This window comes from Tabrizicola piscis (assembly GCF_003940805.1).
Classification (GTDB): Bacteria; Pseudomonadota; Alphaproteobacteria; order Rhodobacterales; family Rhodobacteraceae; genus Tabrizicola; species Tabrizicola piscis.
In genome coordinates this window covers 59,972-82,162 of sequence record NZ_CP034328.1, presented here as the reverse complement: position 1 = coordinate 82,162, position 22,191 = coordinate 59,972, and the positions used below count along the sequence as shown (strand labels likewise).

19 protein-coding genes are annotated in these 22,191 nt (G+C 64.5%); 13 read left to right on the top strand and 6 right to left on the bottom strand.

Annotated features, from left to right (window positions below; all coding sequences use genetic code 11):
• Nucleotide 1: 1 nt before the first annotated feature.
• A complete protein-coding gene (locus EI545_RS00335; RefSeq protein ID WP_125323578.1) occupies nt 2-1,207 on the bottom strand; it encodes an MFS transporter in 1,206 nt (401 codons plus the stop codon).
• 84 nt (nt 1,208-1,291) lie between these two features.
• On the opposite strand from EI545_RS00335, the gene EI545_RS00330 reads away from it, so the two are divergent.
• The gene (locus EI545_RS00330; RefSeq protein WP_125323577.1) at nt 1,292-1,921 is read left to right on the top strand and encodes a DNA-3-methyladenine glycosylase family protein; all 630 of its coding nucleotides are present in this window, start codon (nt 1,292-1,294) and stop codon (nt 1,919-1,921) included.
• Complete coding sequence (locus tag EI545_RS00325) at nt 1,918-2,574, top strand: alpha/beta hydrolase (protein ID WP_125323576.1); 657 nt, start codon at nt 1,918-1,920, stop codon at nt 2,572-2,574. The genes EI545_RS00330 and EI545_RS00325 overlap by 4 nt, the downstream gene beginning before the upstream one ends.
• Before the next feature lie 18 nt (nt 2,575-2,592).
• On the opposite strand, the gene EI545_RS00320 is transcribed toward EI545_RS00325, so the two are convergent.
• From EI545_RS00320 to EI545_RS00310, 3 genes are read right to left on the bottom strand one after another with little or no spacing between them, the layout of a single operon-like run.
• Nucleotides 2,593-3,567, bottom strand: coding sequence for a glucokinase (locus tag EI545_RS00320; protein WP_125323575.1), 975 nt, complete (start codon nt 3,565-3,567; stop codon nt 2,593-2,595).
• 9 nt (nt 3,568-3,576) lie between these two features.
• Complete coding sequence (locus tag EI545_RS00315) at nt 3,577-4,905, bottom strand: GH1 family beta-glucosidase (RefSeq protein ID WP_125323574.1); 1,329 nt, start codon at nt 4,903-4,905, stop codon at nt 3,577-3,579.
• A gap of 3 nt (nt 4,906-4,908) precedes the next feature.
• A complete protein-coding gene (locus EI545_RS00310) occupies nt 4,909-5,937 on the bottom strand; it encodes a substrate-binding domain-containing protein (protein WP_125323573.1) in 1,029 nt (342 codons plus the stop codon).
• Between the two features lie 263 nt (nt 5,938-6,200).
• Here EI545_RS00310 and EI545_RS00305 point away from each other — a divergent pair, with 263 nt between their 5' ends.
• The 7 genes from EI545_RS00305 to EI545_RS00275 all read left to right on the top strand — a co-directional run bounded on the left by EI545_RS00305 (nt 6,201) and on the right by EI545_RS00275 (nt 14,686).
• Nucleotides 6,201-7,547: an ABC transporter substrate-binding protein gene (locus EI545_RS00305; protein WP_125323572.1), complete on the top strand. Its 1,347-nt coding sequence runs from the start codon at nt 6,201-6,203 to the stop codon at nt 7,545-7,547.
• A gap of 110 nt (nt 7,548-7,657) precedes the next feature.
• Nucleotides 7,658-8,881 (top strand): carbohydrate ABC transporter permease, encoded by a 1,224-nt coding sequence (locus EI545_RS00300; RefSeq protein ID WP_125323571.1) that lies wholly within the window; start codon nt 7,658-7,660, stop codon nt 8,879-8,881.
• A 10-nt stretch (nt 8,882-8,891) separates the two neighbouring features.
• Nucleotides 8,892-10,028, top strand: a complete 1,137-nt coding sequence (locus tag EI545_RS00295; protein WP_125323570.1) for a carbohydrate ABC transporter permease — start codon at nt 8,892-8,894, stop codon at nt 10,026-10,028.
• A gap of 5 nt (nt 10,029-10,033) precedes the next feature.
• A complete protein-coding gene (locus EI545_RS00290; protein WP_125327169.1) occupies nt 10,034-11,668 on the top strand; it encodes an alpha-amylase family glycosyl hydrolase in 1,635 nt (544 codons plus the stop codon).
• A 12-nt stretch (nt 11,669-11,680) separates the two neighbouring features.
• Entirely contained in the window at nt 11,681-12,766 is a 1,086-nt protein-coding gene (locus EI545_RS00285) for an ABC transporter ATP-binding protein (RefSeq protein WP_125323569.1), read from the top strand.
• A gap of 67 nt (nt 12,767-12,833) precedes the next feature.
• Complete coding sequence (locus EI545_RS00280; RefSeq protein WP_125323568.1) at nt 12,834-13,625, top strand: phytanoyl-CoA dioxygenase family protein; 792 nt, start codon at nt 12,834-12,836, stop codon at nt 13,623-13,625.
• A gap of 53 nt (nt 13,626-13,678) precedes the next feature.
• A complete protein-coding gene (locus EI545_RS00275) occupies nt 13,679-14,686 on the top strand; it encodes a TDT family transporter (RefSeq protein WP_125323567.1) in 1,008 nt (335 codons plus the stop codon).
• A 94-nt stretch (nt 14,687-14,780) separates the two neighbouring features.
• Here the strand turns inward: EI545_RS00275 and EI545_RS00270 are convergent, their stop codons facing one another.
• Complete coding sequence (locus EI545_RS00270; RefSeq protein ID WP_125323566.1) at nt 14,781-15,479, bottom strand: type 1 glutamine amidotransferase; 699 nt, start codon at nt 15,477-15,479, stop codon at nt 14,781-14,783.
• Between the two features lie 132 nt (nt 15,480-15,611).
• On the opposite strand from EI545_RS00270, the gene guaB reads away from it, so the two are divergent.
• The 3 genes from guaB to EI545_RS00255 all read left to right on the top strand — a co-directional run bounded on the left by guaB (nt 15,612) and on the right by EI545_RS00255 (nt 20,491).
• Nucleotides 15,612-17,060, top strand: coding sequence for an IMP dehydrogenase (gene guaB / locus EI545_RS00265; protein WP_125323565.1), 1,449 nt, complete (start codon nt 15,612-15,614; stop codon nt 17,058-17,060).
• A 51-nt stretch (nt 17,061-17,111) separates the two neighbouring features.
• The gene (locus EI545_RS00260; RefSeq protein ID WP_125323564.1) at nt 17,112-18,257 is read left to right on the top strand and encodes an RsmB/NOP family class I SAM-dependent RNA methyltransferase; all 1,146 of its coding nucleotides are present in this window, start codon (nt 17,112-17,114) and stop codon (nt 18,255-18,257) included.
• Nucleotides 18,258-18,412: 155 nt separating this feature from the next.
• Complete coding sequence (locus EI545_RS00255) at nt 18,413-20,491, top strand: ATP-binding protein (protein WP_245990227.1); 2,079 nt, start codon at nt 18,413-18,415, stop codon at nt 20,489-20,491.
• Nucleotides 20,492-20,497: 6 nt separating this feature from the next.
• Here the strand turns inward: EI545_RS00255 and hemB are convergent, their stop codons facing one another.
• A complete protein-coding gene (hemB, locus tag EI545_RS00250; RefSeq protein ID WP_125323562.1) occupies nt 20,498-21,499 on the bottom strand; it encodes a porphobilinogen synthase in 1,002 nt (333 codons plus the stop codon).
• 160 nt (nt 21,500-21,659) lie between these two features.
• On the opposite strand from hemB, the gene EI545_RS00245 reads away from it, so the two are divergent.
• Nucleotides 21,660-22,184, top strand: a complete 525-nt coding sequence (locus EI545_RS00245) for a component of SufBCD complex (protein ID WP_125323561.1) — start codon at nt 21,660-21,662, stop codon at nt 22,182-22,184.
• Nucleotides 22,185-22,191: the final 7 nt, after the last annotated feature.

Sequence of the window (22,191 nt, the reverse complement as noted above, 5' to 3'; positions counted from 1 at the left end):
CTCAGGCCCGGCTTTCGCTGGGTTTCAGCCAAAGCCAGATCAGCGCGCCGCCGGCAAGGATCAGGAAGGGCAGCATCGCAAGGTTGACCATCTGCCAGCCCGCCTCGACCGACCCGCCGGCGCAATTCATCAGGCCACCCGAGGAAAAGCTGGCCATCGTCACGCCGCCGAACACCACCAGGTCATTCAGGCCCTGCAGGCGGCCACGCTCTTCCGGGCGTTGGGCGGAGGTCAGCATGGTCGTGGCGCCAATGAAGCCGAAGTTCCAGCCGATGCCCAGCAGGATCAGGGCGATGAAGAAATTCTCAAGCTCGACCCCGGCCATGGCGACCGCTCCGGCGGCGGCAAGGATCGTCAGGCCAAGCGCGATGACCCGTTCGGTGCCGAAGCGGGCGATGATATGGCCAGTGACGAAGCTGGGGGCATACATCGCCAGCACATGCGCAGTCACCACGTCGGCAGCATTGCCGGTATTGAAGCCGCAGCCGACGACGGCCAGAGGCGATGAGGTCATCACCAAGTTCATCAAGGCATAGGACACCGTGGCGCAGATCATCGCGACGGCGATGGTCGGGGTGCGGATCAGCTCGGCCCTCGTGCGGCCAATCGGGGCACCGGCAACCGGTGGGCGCGGTTTCGGGATGTTGAGGCCGAAGAACAGGAACATGCCGACAAGGTTCAGCCCGATGACGGCAAGGTAGCTGCCAAGGAAGGTCACGGCCATCAAGTCGGAGGTCACCTTGACGAGTTGCGGGCCAACGACGGCAGACAACAGCCCCCCCGCCATGACCCAGCTGATCGCCTTGGGGCGAAAGGCATCCGACGCGGTATCGGCGGCGGCAAAGCGGTAAAACCCTTGGGCCGACATGTAGATACCGGTCAGCAGCGCGCCGATGCAGAACAGAAGGAAGCTGCCGGTGGCCAGACCGTAAGCCCCGATCGCTGCGCCAAGTGCACCGCCAAGGGCGCCGACGATGAACCCTGCGCGCCGCCCATGGCGCTGCATGAGTGCGGAAATCGGGGTGGCGGTCAGCATTGAGCCGATAACGGTCATCGTGATCGGCAGGGTGGCCCAGCAGACATTAGGCGCAAGGGTGGACCCCGCCAACCCGGCGATGGTGAAGATCATCGGCATCTGCGCCCCAAGGATGGCCTGGGCTGCGACAAGGACGATGATGTTGCGTTTGGCGAGGGCGTCAGTGCTCATGCCCGTATCGGTACGAGCCTGTTGCGGGCGGGGCAAGGGCCAAACTTGGGTTGCCTGCAGCGGGGATGCTTGTAGACAGGCAGGATGGTAGGCCGGATCATTCAATCGCTGGACTGTGTCGCGGAAGGGGCCGCATGGCTGGCCCTGCGCGACCCAGGTTTTGCCCGGGCGCTGCCGCTGGTTGGCGATCTGCCCCTGCGGCGCGAGGCGGATGGATTCGCCGCCTTGCTGAGGGCTATCGTCGGACAGCAGGTGTCGGTCGCCAGCGCGCGGGCCATCTGGGCGCGGCTGGAGGGCGCGGGGTTGACCGACGCTGCCGTCATGGCTGCGGCGTCGGATGACGCCTTGCGGGCGGCGGGGCTAAGCCGGCAGAAGGCGCGCTATGGCCGGGCGCTGGCGCAGGCCGGGATTGACTTTGACGCGCTGCGGGGGCTGCCCGATGCCGAGGTTGTGGCGCGGTTGGTGGCCGTGCCGGGCATCGGCGTCTGGACGGCGGAAATCTACGCGATGTTCGCGCTTGGCCGGGCGGATGTGTTCGCCCCCGGTGACCTTGCCTTGCAAGAGGCGGCGCGGATGCTGTTCGGCCTTGAGGTGCGGCCAACGGACAAGGCGCTGCGGGCCATGGCCGAGGACTGGTCGCCCTGGCGGTCGGTTGCGGCGCGCATCCTTTGGGCCTACTACCGGGTCGCGAAAGAACGAGATGGGGTGGCATGATGCGGGACTTGCGGTTCGGTCGGAAAGGGGCAACGGACCCTTCGGCGCTGGTGGTGTTCCTGCACGGCTATGGCGCGGACGGGTCAGACCTGCTGGGGCTGGCCGATGTGCTGGGGCCGCATCTTCCAGGGGTGGCTTTCCTGGCCCCCGATGCCCCGGAACGCTGCGTGGGCGGTGGCTTTGGGTATCAGTGGTTCCCGATCCCCTGGCTTGATGGTTCCCCCCAGGCGGCGGCCGAGGCCGGGCTGGATGCGGCGGCGGAGGACCTGAACGGGTTTCTGGACGCCCGACTGGCCGAGTTCGGGCTGGGGCCAGAGGCGCTGGCCTTGGTCGGGTTCAGCCAGGGCGCGATGATGAGCCTGCATGTCGCGCCGCGCCGGGCAAAGCCGGTGGCGGGGGTCGTGGCAATCTCCGGCAGGCTACTGCGGCCCGAGCGGTTGGTGGCAGAGGCCATCGTGAAACCGCCGGTTCTGCTGGTGCATGGTGATCAGGACCCGGTGGTGCCGTTCGACAGTATGGAAATGGCCGGGAGCGCGCTGGTGGCCGCGGGATTCCCGACCTTTGGCCATGTCATGCAGGGCACGGCCCACGGCATCGCGCCAGATGGATTGGGCGTGACGCTGCAGTTTCTGAAGGAACGCCTGCCGGGCTGAAAATGCAGGGCCGCGCTGTCAGGGCTGGCTGTGCAGATAGGCCGCGCAGCCCGTCAGGGCGGCATAGTCATCTTCGACCACCGTGACCGAAAAATCCTTTTGCAGCAGGTCCACCCGCCGCGCCTCGCGGAAGCCTTCCGTCAGGCCGAAGGTCTTGAAGTGCGGGGTCATCGCGCGGGACATGCCGCCGATCAGATAGATCCCGCCATAGGGCAGGTGGATCAGCGCAAGGTCGGCCAGCGTCTGGGCCAGGATATGGACGTAAAGCCGGGCGGCATGGGCGGCAACCGGATCACCGGCCGCGAGGGCCGCAAGCACTTCGGCAGAGGTGAGCGAAGCAGGGTGACCAGTCTCGGTCGCGGCGAAGGCGTGGAGATTGGCAAGACCACGGCCGGCGAGCACTTCCTCCACCCCGGCGTGGGGCACCTCGCCTTCGGCGGCAAGGCGGGCTTCGATGAAGCGGACAAGGCGGAAATCTTCTTCAGTCCGGACGGGCATGTTGACGTGGCCACATTCGGACGGGGGCACGACACGGCCCTGTGCGCCGGGGTGGACCGGGGCCGCATTCACGCCCGTGCCAAGACCCACAACCAGCATGGATGCACCAGCCTTGACCGGGCCGTCGATGACGCAGCGCAAGTTGGCGGCGGGGATATGGCCAAGCGCCTGACCCTGCGCCTGCAAGTCGTTGAGAATGGCCACTTTCGCGGCCCCCGTGGCATGGGTCAGCTTGGCCGCGTCCATCACCCAGTCAAGGTTGGTCATCGTGGCGACCCCATCCTGCACCGGACCGGCGGCCGCCACGCAGACCCCGGTCACCTTGGCCCCGGTTTGCGTCAGGTAGTCCTGCAGGACATGGGCAATATCCTGTCCGCGCGCCTGATAGTCGGCGTTGGGAAAGCGGCGGATGCTGTCCAGCCGCACTGTCGCACCGTCGGCAAGCGCCACGCGGGTGTTCGTTCCCCCGATATCGGCAAGGATGGCAAGGGTCATTGCAGCGTCCTACTCGTTGCGCGCCAGAGCGCGGGCGAGGGCGTGATAGGAGGATTTCGGCGTCCTGACCAGAGTGTCAAAATCCACATGGACCAGACCGAAGCGCTTTTCATACCCCTCGGCCCATTCGTAATTGTCGAGAAGGGACCAGTAGAAGAAGCCCTTCACATTGGCACCATCGGCGATGGCCTGTTTGGTGGCGGCAAGGTGGGCGAACAGGAAATCCTCACGGATTTGGTCGGTTACGACCCCATCTGCAAGCTGGTCAGCATTGGCCATGCCGTTTTCGGTGACATAGATCGGCAGATCGCCGACATAGTCTTTTGACAGGCGTGTCAGGAAGTGGTGCAGGCCTTCGGGATAGATCTCCCAGCCCATCTGGGTTTTCGGCCGGTCGCCGGGGACGTCCCGCAGGCTGGGCCAAGGGGTCCCGGGGGCGTGGGCATGCAGGTGGCGGGTGTAGTAGTTCACGCCAAGCCAGTCGAGCGGTTGGCCAATCGTGGCCATGTCATCCTGCCAGTTCTGCGGCATGTGGGGGGCAAGGCCTTGAAGCACGTTTGCCGGGTAGGCCTGTTTGGTGATGCCTTCGATGAACCAGCGGTTGAAGATTCCATCCCAAAGGTCTGATGCTGCTTGATCTTCTGGACTATTGGTCGCCGGGGAGGCGTGGTCGAAATTCAGGACGATGCCAAGGTTTGGCTGCCCCATGCCGCGCAGGCGTTCCACGGCAAGGCCGTGGGCCAGAAGGATATGATGCATCGCCCGGGCAGCGGCGCGGATGTCGCGCAGGCCGGGGGCGTGGATGCCCATGAAATGCGACAGCCAGGCCACGCACCAGGGTTCGTTGATCGTGGCGATGGAGGCCACCCGGTCGCCCAAGGTGCGGGTGATCGTTTCGGCGAAATCGGCGAAGCGGTGGCAGGTGTCGCGGTTGGTCCAGCCGCCAAGGTCGGCAAGGGCTGAGGGCATGTCCCAATGGTAAAGCGTCTGGAAGGGTTTCAACCCGCGTTCCAGCATGCCGTCGACCAGACGGTCGTAGAAATCAAGGCCTTCCGGGTTGACGTTGATGCCATCCGGCATGACGCGGGGCCATGAGGTCGAAAAGCGGTAGCCGTCCATGTTGGCCTGCTTCAAAAGGTCCAAGTCAGCGGGCCACTGGTGGTAGTGGTCGCAGGCCCTTGCGCCATCTTCGGCCCGGACGACGTTGCCGGGGGTAGCCGCAAACGTATCCCAATGCGACGGGCCGCAGCCGCCGAAAGCGGAGCCTTCGATCTGGTAGGCGGCGGTGGCGGCGCCGAAGACGAAGCCGGGCGGAAAGTCGAAGCGGGACAAGGACATGGATCAGGTTCTGGGTGCGGGGCCGGTGGACTGGCCGATGATAAGTTCCGCCTCAAGCAGGCGCTGCTGGGGGCCGGCTTCGGGGTGGGCGATGACGTCAAGGAGCATCTCGGCGGCAAGCCTGCCAGCCTCGCGGACGGAAGAGCGGGTGGCGGTGAAGATCGGCACATCCTCACCGTTCTTCATGTAGGACAGGTCATCGTCGTGGATGATGACCGACACGTCCCGCCCAAGGACAAGGCCCGCCGTCTCGATCGCGCGGCGGACCCCCATGCCCGAGATCATCGACGAGGCAAGGATTGCGGTGGGCGGGCGGGGCAGGGCGAGCATGGCCTGCGCGGCGCGGAAGCCGGCGATTTCGGTCATTTCGCCCGATGCCATGCAGGACGGGTCCGGCACAATGCCGCGCGCGGTGAGGGCATCGACATAGCCGGTGCGGCGGCGGATGGCGAAATCCATGAATTCAAGGCCGTTCACCAGACCGATGCGGGTGTGGCCAAGGTCCAACAGAAACTCGGTCGCGCGCTGAAAGGCGCGGCGGTTGTTGACGTCCAGCCAGCAGTAAGGCTCGGCCGTTCCGGTAGCACGACCGTGCACGACGAAGGGCAGGCCGATGTCGCGCAACAGCGGGATCCGGGGGTCATTCATCCGGGGGGCGTGGACGATGACGCCGTCAACGTTGCCCTTGGATTTGAGACTGCGGTAGGTGGCGTCCTCATCCTCATCCGGCACGACGGACAGGACCATGTCATAGTCGTTGCGACTGTAGCATTCGCCGGCGCCGGCAATGAAATCGGCGAAGACGGGGTTCACGATCTCATGCCTGGTGGCGATGGGAATGACGTGGCCCACGGCCATGGCGCGGCCGGTGGCAAGGCGGATGGCGCGGGTGTTGGGGTGGTAGTTGTGGCGTTTGGCCGCAGCGACGACACGTTCGCGCGTCGCTTCGTTCACCTCGGGATAGCCGTTCAGGGCACGCGACACCGTGGTGGGCGACAGCCCCAGCTTGGTGGCGAGTTCCTTCAAGTTCATCGGAATTGCTGCTCAAAACGGTTTCAACCGCCCAAACCTTAGCCAGCTTGGCGGGGTGCGTCAAAACATATCACGGCGCTCCGTAATCGTTTACGGCGCGGAATACGGGCACTGGGCCGCCAGAATGCATCATTTGAAGGCGCTTTGGATTGACTCAAAAGCGTCGATAGGCGACCCTGTTTCAATCCAAAGCGGTTTGAAGCGATTCTGCCGCCGTAGGGAAATCGCCCCGCCATGAGGGCGGGGTAATCGGGAGGAATGCTATGAAGACGAAACTTCTCGTCAGTGCTGCGGCACTGGCGCTGGTCGCGGGTGGCGCGACGGCGCAGGACCTGAAGTTCCCCGTGGGCGAAGGCGCGTTCAACTGGGACAGCTACACCGCGTTTGATGAGGCCTTCAATCTTGACGGCCAGTCACTGACGATTTTCGGGCCTTGGCGCGGCGAAGACCAGGTTCTGGTTGAATCGCTTCTGGCCTATTACACCGCCGCGAGCGGCGTGACGGTCAGCTATTCATCGTCCGAAGGCTATGAACAGCAGCTGATCATCGATGCCGAGGCTGGGTCCCCCCCCGACGTGGCCGTCCTGCCGCAGCCCGGTCTGATCGCTGATCTGGCCAAGCGTGGCTTCGTCACCCCCCTGCCGGCCGAAACCGCAACCTGGTTGAGCGAGAATTACGGCGCTGGTCCCAGCTGGGCAGCACTTGGCACCTATCCGGGACCGGATGGCACGCCGGCGCTGTTTGCGTTCCCCTACAAGGCGGACGTGAAGTCGCTGGTCTGGTACAGCCCGGACAACTTTGAAGATGCAGGCTACGCCGTTCCGACCACGATGGAAGAGCTTAAGGCGCTGACCGACCAGATCGTCGCCGACGGTGGCACCCCGTGGTGCATCGGGCTTGGATCAGGCGGGGCGACTGGTTGGCCTGCGACCGACTGGGTCGAGGATCTGATGCTGCGGACCCAGCCGCCCGAGGTTTATGACCGCTGGGTGTCGAACGAACTGCCGTTCAACAGCCCCGAAGTCGTGGCCGCGATCGAGGAATTCGGCTACTTCGCCAAGAATGACAGCTATGTGGCTGGCGGCGCGGCAGCCGTGTCATCGACCGACTTCCGGGACAGCCCCAAGGGTCTCTTCTCGTCGCCGCCGCAGTGCTACATGCACCGTCAGGCGTCGTTCATCCCGTCCTTCTTCCCCGAAGGCACGGAACTGGGCACCGATGCGGACTTCTTCTACTTCCCGGCCTATGCCGAGAAGGATCTGGGTCAGCCGGTTCTGGGTGCGGGCACCCTGGCCTTCATCATGAAGGACAGCCCGGCCGCCCAGTCCTTCATGGAGTTCCTGAAGACCCCGATCGCGCATGAAGTCTGGATGGCCCAGACCGGGTTCGTGACCCCCCACACCGGGGTGAACCTGGAGCTTTATGGCAGTGCTGCCTTGAAGAAACAGGGCGAGATCCTCGCCAATGCGACCACCTTCCGCTTTGACGGATCCGACCTGATGCCGGGCGCTGTTGGCGCGGGCAGCTTCTGGACCGCGATGGTGGATTACGTCGGCGGCAAGTCGGCACAGGAAGTGGCTGACGCGATCCAGGCCAGCTGGCCGAAGTGATCTGAGACGGAAGGGCCGGGCGCGTCACAGCGCGCCCGGCCTGATCGCGGCTATCGTGCCCAAGGGCCCCGCCAGAGGACCCGATCCAAGACCGTCTGATGGAGGGGACCATGCATCCTGCCCTGCAAGCCTTGTTCGTGATCGTCATCGGTGTCGGCGGCTGCGTCTTCTACTTCTACGCGTCCAACCTGTTCCTCGACAAAGTTCTGTACCCGGCGCGCGGCCCGAATGCCGGGCGCAACACCAACCGCGCCAACATGATCCGGCCGTGGCTGTTCCTGTTCCCGGCCATGGCGCTGTTGTGCCTTTACCTTGCCTATCCGGTGTTCGCGACGGCGTGGCTGTCCATTCTGGACCGTGAGGGTAACTTCGTCGGGCTGGGCAACTATACCCGGATGTTTGCTGAACCGAAGTTCGTGGAAAGCCTGCAGAACAACATTCTGTGGCTGATCGTCGTGCCGGCCGCCGCCACCGCCTTTGGCCTTTTGGCAGCCCAGCTGACCGACCGGATCAAATGGGGCAACTTCGCCAAGTCGCTGATCTTCATGCCGATGGCGATCTCGTTCGTCGGGGCCTCGGTCATCTTCAAGCTGATCTATGACAGCCGCGACGCGAACCTTTCCCAGATTGGCCTGATCAACGCGGTCTGGCTGAAGTTTGACGGCGGCGTGGGGTCGTTCCTGATGCTGCGGCTGGTGCCCTTCGTGCTGATCGGGTGTCTGTTTTTGGCCATCGTCTGGGCGGGCTGGGCCTTGCTGCGCCCGCTGCTGCAGGGGCAGGGGGGTGCTGCACTGGTCAAGGCCGGGCGGGTTCTGGGAGCTTTGGTGGCCGCCTTTTTGGCCTATGAGCTGGCAATCTGGCTGTTCGGCATCGTCACCAACGAGCTGCCCTATGGCCAGCCGCAGGTCTGGCTGCAAAAGCGCTATTGGAACAACTTCTTCCTGATGGCGGTGCTGGTCTGGATCCAGACCGGGTTCGCCATGGTCATCCTGTCGGCAGCGCTGCGCGGCGTGCCGGAAGACACGATCGAGGCTGCGACCATCGACGGCGCGAACCCGTTCCAGATCTTCTTCAAGATCAAGGTGCCGCAGGTCATGGGGACGATTGTCGTGGTCTGGACCACGATCACGATCACGGTCCTCAAGGTCTTTGACATTGTGCTGGCCATGACCAACGGCCAGTGGGAAACGCAGGTGCTGGCCAATTACATGTACGACAAGCTGTTCCGTTCGCTGGACTGGGGCATGGGCTCGGCCTCGGCGATGATCATCATGCTGCTCGTGACTCCGATCCTGATCTGGAACGTGGTCAACGCGCGCAAGGAAATGCGGTAAGGGGGCGGCGATGGACGGGATTGCAGGCAAGAAATCGGGCCTCGTCTGGGCGGTGCATCTGTCGACGCTGGTGCTGGTGCTGCTGTGGGTCGTGCCGACCTTTGGCCTTCTGGTGTCATCCTTCCGCACCGGGGATCAGATCGTCGGCTCCGGCTGGTGGCAGTCGCTGTCAACACAGGTGCAGCAACTGTCGCCCGTGCGGATCAGCGGCGACGAGGTGGAGCGGGACGGTGTCTTTGTCATCGAGGGGCAGCTGTTCGCCGCGGGAACCGATGTCGGTGCCTGGGGGACGTCGTCCGTCCAGCCTGAGGCTTACGCGCCGGGCGATGTGGCCACGCTGGATGACGGCATTACCCTGACTGTTGGGGCCGATGGCAGCTTTGCGCTGACCTCACCCACGACGATGGCCGACCTGCGGATGCCGCGGGTGTTTGCGACCGCCTCCACCCCGCCTGAGTTCACGCTGGACAACTATACCAACGTCATCTCCTCGCCCTTGGCGGGGCAGTCAATCGGGCAGGCGTTCCTGAACACGATGACGGTGGCGATCCCGGCGACGATCATCCCGATTCTGGTGGCGGCCTTTGCGGCCTATGCGCTGGCCTGGATGGACTTTCCGGGCCGCGCGCTGCTGGTGGCCTTTGTCGTGGGGCTGCTGGTCGTGCCGTTGCAACTGGCACTGATCCCACTGCTGCAGTTCCACAATTACATCGGCATCGGGAAGGGGTATCTTGGCATCTGGATGGCCCATACTGGGTTTGGCTTGCCTTTGGCGATCTACCTCCTCCGAAACTACATGGTCGGTCTGCCGCGCGACATCATCGAGAATGCACGGGTCGACGGGGCGACGGATTTCCAGATCTTCACCAAGATCATCCTGCCACTGTCCTTCCCCGCTTTGGCCAGCTTTGCGATCTTCCAGTTCCTGTGGACGTGGAATGACCTGCTGGTGGCCCTCGTCTTCCTTGGGACCGGCAATGACCAGCAAGTGCTGACCGGCAACATTGTCAACCTGATGGGGTCGCGCGGTGGTGACTGGGAGATCCTGTCCGCCTCGGCCTTTGTCTCCATCGCGGTGCCGCTGGCGGTGTTCTTCTCGATGCAGCGCTTCCTTGTGCGCGGTCTGCTGGCGGGGTCGGTGAAGTGAGCCTGATGGAAAGGGAAGGGCGCAGCGTGCTGGCGGCGGACCCGGATTGGTGGCGCGGGGCGGTGATCTATCAGATCTATCCGCGCAGCTTTCAGGACAGCAATGGCGACGGGATCGGCGATCTGGCGGGTATCACCGGGCGGCTGGACCATATCGCCAGCCTTGGCGCCGATGCGATCTGGATCAGCCCGTTCTTCAAAAGCCCGATGAAGGACTTTGGCTACGACGTCAGCGACTATTGCGACGTTGACCCGATGTTCGGCTCGCTGGCCGATTTTGACCAGCTTGTGACGCGGGCGCATGACCTTGGCCTGCGGGTGATGATCGACCTTGTGCTGTCGCATACCGCCGATACGCACCCTTGGTTCACCGAAAGCCGCCGCGACCGGACCAACCCGAAGGCCGACTGGTATGTCTGGGCGGACCCGAAACCCGACGGCACGCCGCCGAACAACTGGTTGTCGGTGTTCGGCGGCAGCGCATGGGCCTGGGACAGCCGGCGTGAGCAGTATTTCCTGCACAACTTCCTGACCAGCCAGCCCGACCTGAACCTGCACCATGCGCCTGTGCAAGAGGCTTTGCTGGATGTCGCCCGCTTCTGGCTGAAGCGGGGGGTGGATGGCTTCCGGCTTGACACCATCAACTTCTACTTTGCCGACAAGTACCTGCGCGACAACCCGTCCCTGCCCAAGGAATTGCGCAACGACAGCATCGCGCCATCGGTGAACCCCTATAACCACCAGCTGCACCTGTTCTCGAAAAACCAGCCGGAAAACCTTGAATTCCTGCGCAAATTCCGTGCTGTCCTGAACCCCTACAACGCCGCTGCCGTGGGCGAGGTGGGCGATGCCCAGCGGGGGCTGGAGATCATGGCCGAGTATACCTCGGGCGGGGACAAGGTGCAGATGTGTTACCCGTTCGAGATGCTGCAGCCGACGCGGCTGACGGCACCGATGGTGGTGGAGACATTCGCCCGGATGCGTGCGGCAGCGCCAGATGCCTGGCCCTGCTGGTCCTATTCCAACCATGACACCGTGCGCCACATCACCCGCTGGGGCCTGACGGATGCGGCGGCAAAGACCTATGCCACGCTACTGGTCTGCCTGCGCGGGTCGATTTGCCTGTATCAGGGCGAGGAATTGGGCCTGCCCGAGGCTGACCTGACCCTTGACGAATTGCAGGACCCCTACGGCATCCAGTTCTGGCCCGAGTTCAAGGGCCGCGACGGGGCCCGCACACCGATGGTCTGGGTGACCGACAACGGCAATGGCGGCTTCACTTCGGCCAGGCCCTGGCTTCCGGTCAAGGCGCCACATTTGCCCTTGTCGGTTGCTGCGCAGGACCGCGATAATACTTCGATTCTGGCGCACTACCGCCGCGCGTTGGCCTTTCGCCGCGCACATCCTGTTTTGCGAAACGGCACGATGGACTCCATAGATGCCGTGGGTGGGGTAACGAGTTTTCGGCGCAGAGGGGATGAAGATCTCTTCTGCGCCTTTAATCTTGGGGACACACCGGCCGAGATCCGGTTCCCCGAAGGCAATTGGCAGACAATCGGAACGGACCTGGGAAGCCAGAGCGCCACAGGGGGCAGCGTGACGCTGGCACCTTGGGGCGTTCATCTGGCCAAGCGGGCGTGAGGGGGGAATTCCATGGCTGATCTGGTCCTGAAGAACGTCGAAAAGGCCTATGGCGAGGTGAAGGTGTTGAAGAACATCAACCTCGACATCAAGACCGGGGAGCTGATCGTTTTCGTCGGCCCGTCTGGCTGCGGGAAATCCACGCTTCTGCGGATGATCGCTGGGCTGGAGCGGATCACCGGCGGTGATTTCAGCATTGACGGCGTGCGGATGAATGACGTGCCCCCCGCGCAGCGCGGGATTGCGATGGTGTTCCAGTCCTACGCGCTTTATCCGCATATGACGGTGCGCGACAACATGGCCTTTGCGCTGAAGATCGCCAAGAAATCAACGGCCGAGATCAATGCCGCCGTCGACAAGGCCGCGCGTATCCTGCAGTTGACGCCCTATCTTGACCGGCTACCCAAGGCCCTGTCCGGTGGCCAGCGCCAGCGCGTGGCCATCGGGCGGTCCATCGTGCGTGATCCGAAGGTCTACCTGTTCGACGAACCCCTGTCGAACCTTGACGCCGCCCTGCGGGTGGCCACGCGGATCGAGATCGCGCAGTTGAAAGAGGCGATGCCGAATTCCACCATGGTCTACGTCACTCATGATCAGGTTGAGGCGATGACCTTGGCCAGCCGGATCGTCGTGCTGGCGGGCGGCGGGATCAGTCAGGTCGGCTCGCCCCTTGAGCTTTATGAACGCCCCGAGAACGAATTCGTCGCCCAGTTCATCGGCAGCCCGTCGATGAACCTGCTGGCCGGCGAAGTGATGGAAACCGGGGCGACCACTGTCATCCGGCTGGAAAACGGCGGGCTTGCGCGCAGCCATGTCCCGACACAGGCCGCCGACAAGGGCTTGAAGGTCAAGATCGGCGTCCGGCCTGAGGATTTCACCGAAACCGATGGCGATGCGATCCACGCGGGTGAGGTCGAGATTACCGAGGCTTTGGGGGAGGTGACGCTCCTTTACTTCCAGAAGACCGCCGATGGCGCTCAGGTCGTGGCAAAGCTGCCCGGCATCCGCCCCGAACTGCGCCGCACCACAGTCAAGTTGACCGCAGACCCGAAGAAGGTGCATCTCTTCGCCAATGGCCGATCGTTGCTGTATCGGTAGGGCCCTGCTTCCCCCCTTGGCCTATTACAGGCGGGTCGGCGGGGCGGGTGAAACAGGAGAAGGCCGGATGGTCACCGTAACGGATGAGATGGTCGCCGCCTATCAGCGCGACGGTGTAGTGCTGGTCAAGGGGCTTTGGGCGGACTGGGTGGAGATGCTGCGCGCCGGGATTGCCCGGAATATGGCGGCACCGACCCATCAGATGCCGACGCTGAAGCCGGGCGAGGCTGGTTCCTTCTTCGACGACTACTGCAACTGGCAGCGCATCCCCGAGTTTGCGGCAGTGATCCGCCAATCCCCTGCGGCTGCGGTCGCCGCGCGGCTGATGGGGTCGGACCGGGTGCAACTTTTTCACGACCATGTGCTGGTCAAGGAACCCGGGACCACGAAACCCACGCCCTGGCACACCGACGGCCCCTACTACTTTGTCGAGGGGCGGCAGACGGTCAGCTTCTGGTCGCCGCTTGATCCGGTGAAAGAGGCCAGTTTGCGCTGTGTGGCGGGGTCACATCTCTGGCCGAAGGATGTGCTGCCGACGCGCTGGGTGAGCGAGACCGAGTTCTATCCGGGGGACCACGACTATATTCCCGTCCCCGACCCCGAGGCCGAGGGGATGGTGATCCGCGAATGGGAGATGGAGCCGGGCGATGCGGTGGCCTTCAACTTTCGCACGCTGCACGGCGCACGCGGCAACCTTGCCGCAACCCGGCGGCGGGCCTTTTCGCTGCGGCTGGTGGGGGAGGATGCCCGCTATGTGGAACGGCCGGGGCCAACTTCGCCGCCGTTTCCGGGGCATGGGATGCAGCCCGGCGAACGCCTGCGCGAGGACTGGTTTCCGGTCCTGCATGGGGCGGCTTGATCGGTCTTTGCCTTCCGTTCCGGTGGAGATATGAGGGGGGCAAGGAGACCCGAATGACACCCCCCGACACCAGATCTGAAGCCCGCCCGAAACGCTATCCGCCGCCGGAGTTTCCGCCACGGCGCATCCCGGCGTTTGCGAAGACTCCGCCTGCGATCTTTCCGCCGATCCTTGGCCTTCTGGGGCTGGCCATCGCCCTGCAACTGGCGCTGGAGGCTTTGGGCTTTGACCGGGGTCTGGGCGATCTGCTGGCGGGTCTGGCCGTGGCCTTGTGGGCCTTTGCTGCCTTTGCCTACGGCGCAAAAGCCATGCGTCGCCCGGCTGTGGTGATCGAAGATCTGCGGGTTCTGCCCGGACGGTCGGGCCTTGCGGCGATGACGATGGGCGGGATGGCGGCGGCGACCCTTGTCGCGGCCTATGCGCAAGGCCCGGCACTGGCGCTGATGACGGTGGCGCTGGCCGGCCATGCGGTGCTGGCGGTGCTGCTGATCCGACTTTTGCTGACGTTGCCGCCCGTGGCGCGCGAAGTGAACCCGACATGGCATCTGAGCTTTGTCGGCTTCATCGTCGCGGCCCCCACCGCCGTGGCCCTGGGCATGGAACAGGTCGCGACCGTCCTCTTCTGGCTGGCGCTGCCGATTGCGGTGCTGAACTGGGGCCTGAGCGCGCTGCAGTTCATCCGCAGCGTCCCGCCGCCGCCGCTGCGGCCGCTGCTGGCGATCCATGTAGCACCCGCGGCGCTGCTTGGGTCGGTCGCAGGGCTGCTGGGGATGGTGGAACTGGCAGGCGCGTTCATTGCCATGGGAACCGGGCTGACGTTGGCACTTGTTGCGTCCTGGCGCTGGCTGGCCGGGACAGGGATCACGCCGCTTTGGGGGGCCTTCACCTTTCCCCTCGCGGCGCTGGCGACCACAATGCTGCGCGCGGGCGACGGCTGGCTGTGGCCAGGGCTGGGGCTGACGGCGATCGGTCTGGTGGCGATCCCGGCGATCTTGTGGTGGGTGCTCAAGCGCTGGCCGGGGGGCAGGCTGGCGGCGGTGACCAACGCGGCCGAAGCCTGACCCTGTGCCTGCCGATGGGGGCATTCTGCCCCCAAACCCCCTGAGAGTATTTGTCAAAGAGCAAAACATAGGGGCGCCTTGGCACAGGCCTGCGTCAGCCGATCAAGTTGACCCAGGCACGGGCGATGGCAAGTCCATGGCTGTCGGCGGCATGGCCCTTGGTCTGGGCAAGGCTGTCGTGTTGGGCGGACCAGCCCGGGGCCATCTGGTCCACTAGATCAGGAAAGCGGGCGAGCCAGTCTGCCACGACCGGGCGGCTGGCCTCAAAATGGAACTGGGTGCCGTAGGTGGCGCGTCCGATGCGGAAGGCCTGATTTGCCGCAGCAGCACTCTGCGCAAGGTGGGTAGCCCCTGCGGGCAGGGTGAAGGTGTCCGAGTGCCATTGAAAGACCGGGAAGCTGTCGGGCAGCTGCGACAGGACCGGGTCGGCACGGCCCGCAGCCGTCAGGCTGACATCGGTCCAGCCGAATTCGACGGCTGCGCCAAGATGGTTCTCTGCACCAAAAGCGCGCGCCAGTAGCTGCGAGCCGAGGCATATCCCCAGCACGGGTTTGTCGGCCTGAGTATAGGCCTGCATCAGGCGGGCGAGGGCGGGCAGATAGGGGTGGCTGTGGTCATCGGTGGCCGATTGTTCGCCGCCGAAGACAATCAGGGCGTCGGCCTCGGGGTCTTGGGGCAGGGGCTGGCCGGTCCAGGGTTTCAGTTGATCGACAAGGGCTGCGCGTTCATGCAGCGCCACCCCGACAAGGCCATGGTGGGTGACGCGAGTATTCTCGACGATGGCGACGCGCATGTGTAGCTCCGGAATTCCAATGACAGGATGTGCACGGGGGTTGGCGGGCTGCAAGCGGATTTGCCCTTGCCAAGGCTGGTCTTGCGTGAAATGGGGAACCGCCAAACGATGCTAGCTCCGGAGGGATTATCCATGGAGATTCGTGAGGCTCTTACCTTTGATGATGTCCTTCTGGTGCCGGCGGCATCCAGTGTCCTGCCGTCGGATGCGGATACGTCAACCTTTGTCACCAGAGCGATCCGGATGAACATCCCGCTGTTGTCCAGCGCGATGGATACGGTGACCGAAGGCCGCATGGCGATTGCCATGGCGCAGGCCGGGGGGATCGGGGTGATCCACCGCAACCTCGACCTTGAGGCACAGGCGCGGGAAGTCCGCCGGGTGAAGCGGTTCGAAAGCGGGGTGGTCTATCAGCCGATCACTTTGACGCCGGACCAGACGCTGGCCGATGCGAAGCTTTTGATGGAGCGGTATTCGATCACGGGTTTTCCAGTGGTCGACGGGTCTGGCCGCGTGCTGGGGATCGTGACTAACCGGGACATGCGCTTTGCGACGGACGACCGGACCCCGGTCAGCGTGATGATGACGTCGGAAAATCTGGCTTTGCTGCGCGAACCGGTGGACCGTGCCGAGGCGATCAGCCTGATGAAGGCGCGGCGGATCGAAAAGCTGCTGGTGACGGATGGCAAGGGCAAGCTGACGGGGCTTCTGACGCTGAAGGACACCGAAAAGGCCGTGCTCAATCCACAGGCCTGCAAGGATGATCTGGGGCGGCTGCGGGTTGCTGCGGCCTCGACCGTCGGGGATGCGGGGTTTGCGCGGTCTGAGGCCCTGATCGACGCCGGGGTGGACCTTGTGGTGATCGACACGGCGCATGGCCACTCCGAAGGAGTCGCGCGGGCGGTGGAGCGGATCAAGCGGCTGTCGAACACCGTGCAGGTCGTGGCCGGAAACGTGGCTACGGGCGAGGCGACGCGGGCGTTGATCGGCGCCGGGGCGGATGCGGTCAAGGTGGGGATCGGGCCGGGCAGCATTTGCACGACGCGGATCGTCGCGGGCGTGGGCGTGCCCCAGCTGACGGCCATCATGGACAGCGCGCAGGCTGCGGGCGATGTGCCAGTGATCGCGGATGGCGGGATCAAATATTCGGGCGACTTTGCCAAGGCAATCGCGGCGGGGGCGTCCTGCGCCATGGTCGGCAGTGCCATTGCCGGCACGGACGAAAGCCCGGGCGAGGTAATCTTGTGGAACGGGCGGTCGTTCAAGGCCTATCGCGGCATGGGCAGCCTTGGCGCGATGGCGCGGGGGTCAGCGGACCGGTATTTCCAGAAGGACGCGGCCAGTGACAAGCTGGTGCCGGAAGGGATTGAAGGGCAGGTGCCCTACAAGGGCAGTGCTGCGGCAGTCATTCACCAGATGGTCGGGGGCCTGCGCGCCGCGATGGGCTATACCGGTTGCGCCACCGTGGCGGCGATGCGGTCCCAGTGCCAGTTCGTGCGGATCACCGGGGCGGGGCTGAAGGAAAGCCATGTCCATGATGTGCAGATCACCCGGGAAAGCCCGAACTACCGGGTCGGCTGACCGGCTCAGACGCTGGCGGGGCGCTTGTCCCGCCCCTTGATCGGAGACTGCATGACCCCCTCTGCCAGACTTGCCGCCGCGATCGAGGTGCTTGACCGGATCCTTGCCGGTGCGCATGCGGAACGGGCGCTGACAAACTGGGGCCGGGCCAGCCGCTTTGCCGGGTCGGGGGACCGGGCGGCGGTGCGGGATATCGTGTTCGACGCGCTGCGCCGCCGCCGGTCTGCGGCGGCACTTGGCGGGGGCCTGACCGGGCGCGGACTGGTGCTTGGCCTGTGCCGCGACGCCGGGCAAGAGGCGCTGTTTACTGGCGTGGGCCATGCGCCCTTGCCGCCCGGACCTGACGAACAGGGCCGAACGCCCGTTGCGGCTGAGGCGCTGGATGTGCCGGACTGGCTTTTGCCCAAGTTGCGGGAAAGTCTGGGTGCCGACACCGAGGCCGTCCTTTTGGCGATGCGCAATCGGGCGCCCGTCTTTGTGCGGGTCAATCTGCGCAAAGCGACGCTTGCATCGGCAGTCGCGGCACTGGCAGGCGAAGGGATCACGGCCACCCCGCACGCTCTGGCGCCAGCCTGTCTGGAGCTTGGGGGGCAGGTCCGCAAGCTGCAAACCTCGGCAGCCTATCTGGAAGGGTGGGTCGAGTTGCAGGACGCCTCGTCCCAAGCGGTGGTCGAGGCACTGCCGCTGGCTGACGGGATGCGCGTGCTGGACCATTGCGCGGGCGGCGGTGGCAAGAGCCTTGCCATGGCGGCACAGGCTGACCTGCAGCTCTTTGCCCATGACATCGCGCCACAGCGGATGGCCGACCTGCCGCGCAGGGCAGACCGGGCGGGCGTGGACGTGACCTTGACTGCCGCACCCGAGGACAACGGACCATACGACCTTGTGCTGGTCGATGCGCCCTGTTCCGGCCTTGGCAGCTGGCGCCGCGATCCCGAAGGCAAGTGGGCGCTGACCCCGGAGCGTCTGGCCGAACTGGTGGACCTGCAGGCCCGCATCCTGCAACGGGCCGCAGGAATGGTGCGTCCCGGGGGCTGCCTTGCCTATGCCACCTGCTCCATGCTGCGCGACGAAAATTCCGATCAGGTGACCAGTTTTCTGGCCAAGTCTGCTGGCTGGACGCTTGAGCGCAGTCTTGCGCTGACGCCACTGACCGGAGGCGATGGCTTTTACCTTGCGACCTTGAGGCGAGTGTAAACCAACCTACTCCCGCATTGCGCGCAAGCTCGTAGCGGTTAAGGTTGAATTAACCTTTCGCAAGCGATGCTTCGGTGACGAGTGACAGTGGGATAAGTGGTGGGAACGTGACCCTGTTTGGCAGCAGACCTTTCCCGCAGTCGGCGGGCGTTTTGGTGTCGGGGTTCTCACCCCTCAGGCTTGTGGCAATGGGGCTGGCAGGGCTTGGTCTGGTCGCGCTGGCACTGGCTGGCTCGGGCCTCTGGACTGGCACTGGATTTGCCGGCCTGACGCTTGCCGCAGCGGCTGGCCTGCTGGGCGGGCTGGCGGCCACCCGGCGCGCGCGTGACCGACAGGAACAGGAACGCACCTTTCGTCTGGTGGCCCATGACACAGCCGCATGCTTTTCGACCGATCCGGAGGGCAGGGTGGTGCTGCGCAACCGCGCGGCGGAGGATCGGTTTGGCCCGGACAGCCAGTCCCTGGTCGAAGCGCTGTCGCGCAACATCCTTACGCCCGGGGCCCTGCTGATGAAGCTGCAGGCCCGTGCAGCGGCCGATGGTGCCGCGCGGGAGGATGTGGCGACACATCGGGGCCTGTTGCGAGTGACGGTGCACCGATCTGGCAGGGACCGGTTCCTGTGGCGGGTTGATGCGTTCGACGCGACTGACACCCTGCCTTCCGACGCCCCGCGGGCTAAGGCAGCCGGGCCGGACAGCAGCGGTCCATACCGCCCAGCCTGCGAGGCGGGCGCGGAGGCGGGCGGGCCTGATCTGGAGGATGTGCCGGTAGCGTTGATGATGTTCGGACCGGATGGCGTCTTGCGCAGTGCCAACCGGGCGGCGCGGGAACTCATGCTGCAAGGAGAGTTGCGGTCATTGATGTTCCACGACCTTTTCGAAGGTCTGGGGCGGCCGGTCACTGACTGGCTGGGCGATGTAGTGGCGGGGCGTCTTCCCGGCGGGACCGAGGTCTTGCGCGCGCGCACCCGGCCCGAGGAAAGCTTCATCGAGGTGACCTTGCGCCGCTTTGTCGAGGGTGGCCGCACCAGCGCCCTTGCCGTCCTGAACGATGCGACCCGGCTGAAAACGCTGGAGGCGCAGTTCATCCAAAGCCAGAAGATGCAGGCGATCGGCCAGCTTGCTGGTGGGATAGCCCATGACTTCAACAACCTTTTGACAGCGATTTCCGGGCATTGTGACCTGCTGCTCTTGCGGCATGGCCGCGACGCGCCGGACTTTGCGGATCTGGAACAGATCCGTCAGAACGCCAACCGCGCCGCCTCATTGGTGGGGCAGCTTCTGGCGTTTTCCCGCAAGCAGACCCTGAAACCCGAGCGGCTTGACCTTGAGGAGGTGCTGGCCGACCTGACGCATCTTCTGAACCGGCTGGTGGTTGAACGGGCCGGATTGAAACTGGCGCATCTGGGGCGTGGGGCGGAAAGGGCCTTGCGTCCGGTGCGTGCCGACCGGCGGCAGTTGGAGCAGGTGCTGATCAATCTTGTCGTCAATGCGCGGGATGCGATGCCTGACAAGGGCAGCATCGTGATCGAGACCGAGCCGGTGACATTGATCGAAGACCTTCGGCGCGACCGGGCTGTGGTGCCTGCGGGGGACTATTCGGTGATCAGGGTCATCGACCATGGGACGGGCATCCCCCCGGAAAACCTGCAGAAGATCTTTGAGCCATTCTTCACAACCAAGCGCGTGGGCGAAGGTACGGGCCTTGGGCTTTCGATGGCGTATGGGATCGTCAAACAATCGGGCGGTTTCATCTTCGCCGATTCCACAGTTGGGAAAGGGACCACGTTCTCGATCTACTTCCCGACGTATGAGGGGGTGGACCTGCCCGCGCCCGAACCCGAAGCGCGCCGTCCGCTTGGCAAGCCGGGCGAAGGCGTGGTTCTGCTGGTCGAGGATGAGGCCCCGGTTCGTGCTTTTGCCAGCCGGGCATTGCGCCTGCGCGGCTATACCGTACTGGAGGCGGCCACCGCCGAAGAGGCGCTGCAGACGCTGGAAGACCCGACGCTGGAGATTGATGTCTTTGTGACCGACGTGGTCATGCCGGGGATGGATGGGCCATCCTGGGTGCGCCACGCGCTGAAAGATCGCCCGAACGTGCGGGTGATCTTCGTATCAGGCTATGCCGAAGATGCGCTGTCGGAAGATCGGGCAAGAATCCCGAACTCGGTCTTCCTTCCCAAGCCGTTTTCGCTGAACGACCTTACGGCCACCGTGCAGGCCCAGTTCAACTGACCGTGGCTACCCGGCCCGCAACACCCGGGCCACATCCGGCGCGAAATAGGTCAGGATGCCATCACAGCCCGCGCGCTTGAAGGCCATCAGGCTTTCCAGCATGGCACGCTCGCCGTCGATCCACCCATTGAGGGCGGCCCCCTTGATCATCGCATATTCGCCCGACACCTGGTACGCGAAGGTCGGGGCACCGAAGGCGTCCTTCACGCGGCGGCAGATGTCCAGATAGGGCATTCCGGGTTTTACCATCACCATGTCGGCCCCTTCGGCAAGGTCACGCGCGACCAGACGCAGGGCTTCGTCACTGTTGGCCGGGTCCATCTGATAGGTCTTCTTGTCCCCCTTCAGCGCGCCCGTAGCGCCCACCGCATCGCGGAACGGCCCGTAAAAGGCGCTGGCGTATTTGGCGGCGTAGCTGAGGATCGCCACATCCTTGTGACCCGCCCCCTCCAGCGCCGAGCGCATCGCGCCAATCCGGCCATCCATCATGTCCGAGGGGCCAAGGATATCAGCCCCGGCGTCGGCCTGCGCGAGGGTCATCTTGACCAAAGCCTCGATCGTTTCGTCATTCTGGATCACCCCGTCGACGACCAGCCCATCATGGCCGTGGGCGTTGTAGGGATCCAGCGCCACATCGGTCATCACCGCGATGTCCGGCACTTGGGCCTTGATCGCACGAATGGCACGGTTGGCCAGGTTTTCCGGGTTCCACGCCTCACGACAGTCGGCAGTCTTGAGCGCGGGATCGGTGTAGGGAAACAGGCAGATCGCGGGGATGCCAAGCGCTGCCGCCTCGGCCGCCGCCTCGACCACAAGATCGACGGACAATCGCGCCACGCCGGGCATCGAGGCAACCGGTTCCCGCAGGCCGCTGCCATCGCGGATGAAGACGGGCCAGATCAGATCATCTGTCGTCAGGGTGTTTTCCCGGGTCAGCGCGCGGATCGCCCCGGTCCGGCGAGTACGGCGAAAGCGGCTCTGGGGGTAGGGGGCAAATATCGGCTGCACGCGCAGGTTCCTTGGCTGTGGCCATGCAAGCCCTGGCTTGCGGCGATGGGCACTTGCAAGCGGGGGCTTGCGACTTTGCCTCTTGCCTGCCATGGAAAGCGACGCATCTCAAGCGACTAGACGCCCATTCGGCGTGCGGTGGAAAAGGAAGACCAGGCCGGTGGACGTGATTGACACGGTTTTCGAAGTGATCGACATGCGGTCCTTCTCGAATCTCTGGTACTGGATCGCGCTGGCTGTGCTGTGGTCATCGACAAGCCACTGGGTATTGGGCGTACCACATGACTTGATCCAGCGCGCAAGGCGCGAAGGCGGACAGGCGCAGCAGGACGTGGAAGACCTTGTCAGGATCAATGCCGGGCGGCTTTTGCATGTCGTGGATCACGGGGCGCTGGTTGTCACGGCGCTGGTCAGTTTCTGGCTGTCGGGGCTTGCGGTGCTGGCCTTTGTGTACGAGATCGAATTTGCGGCGGCCGTCTTCCTGTTGCTGGCGCCTTTGACACTGGTCGTCTGGCTCAGCGTGCGGGTCTGCCGCCGGATCGTGGCCGGGGAAAACACCGGGGCTGCGCTGCATCGGCGGCTGATCGTTCACCGGCGCTGGACGCAATCTGTCGGCATGGCGGCGATCTTTATCACGGCCATGTATGGCACCTGGAAGAACATCAACGTCTCGATCCTGCACTGACCCCCAC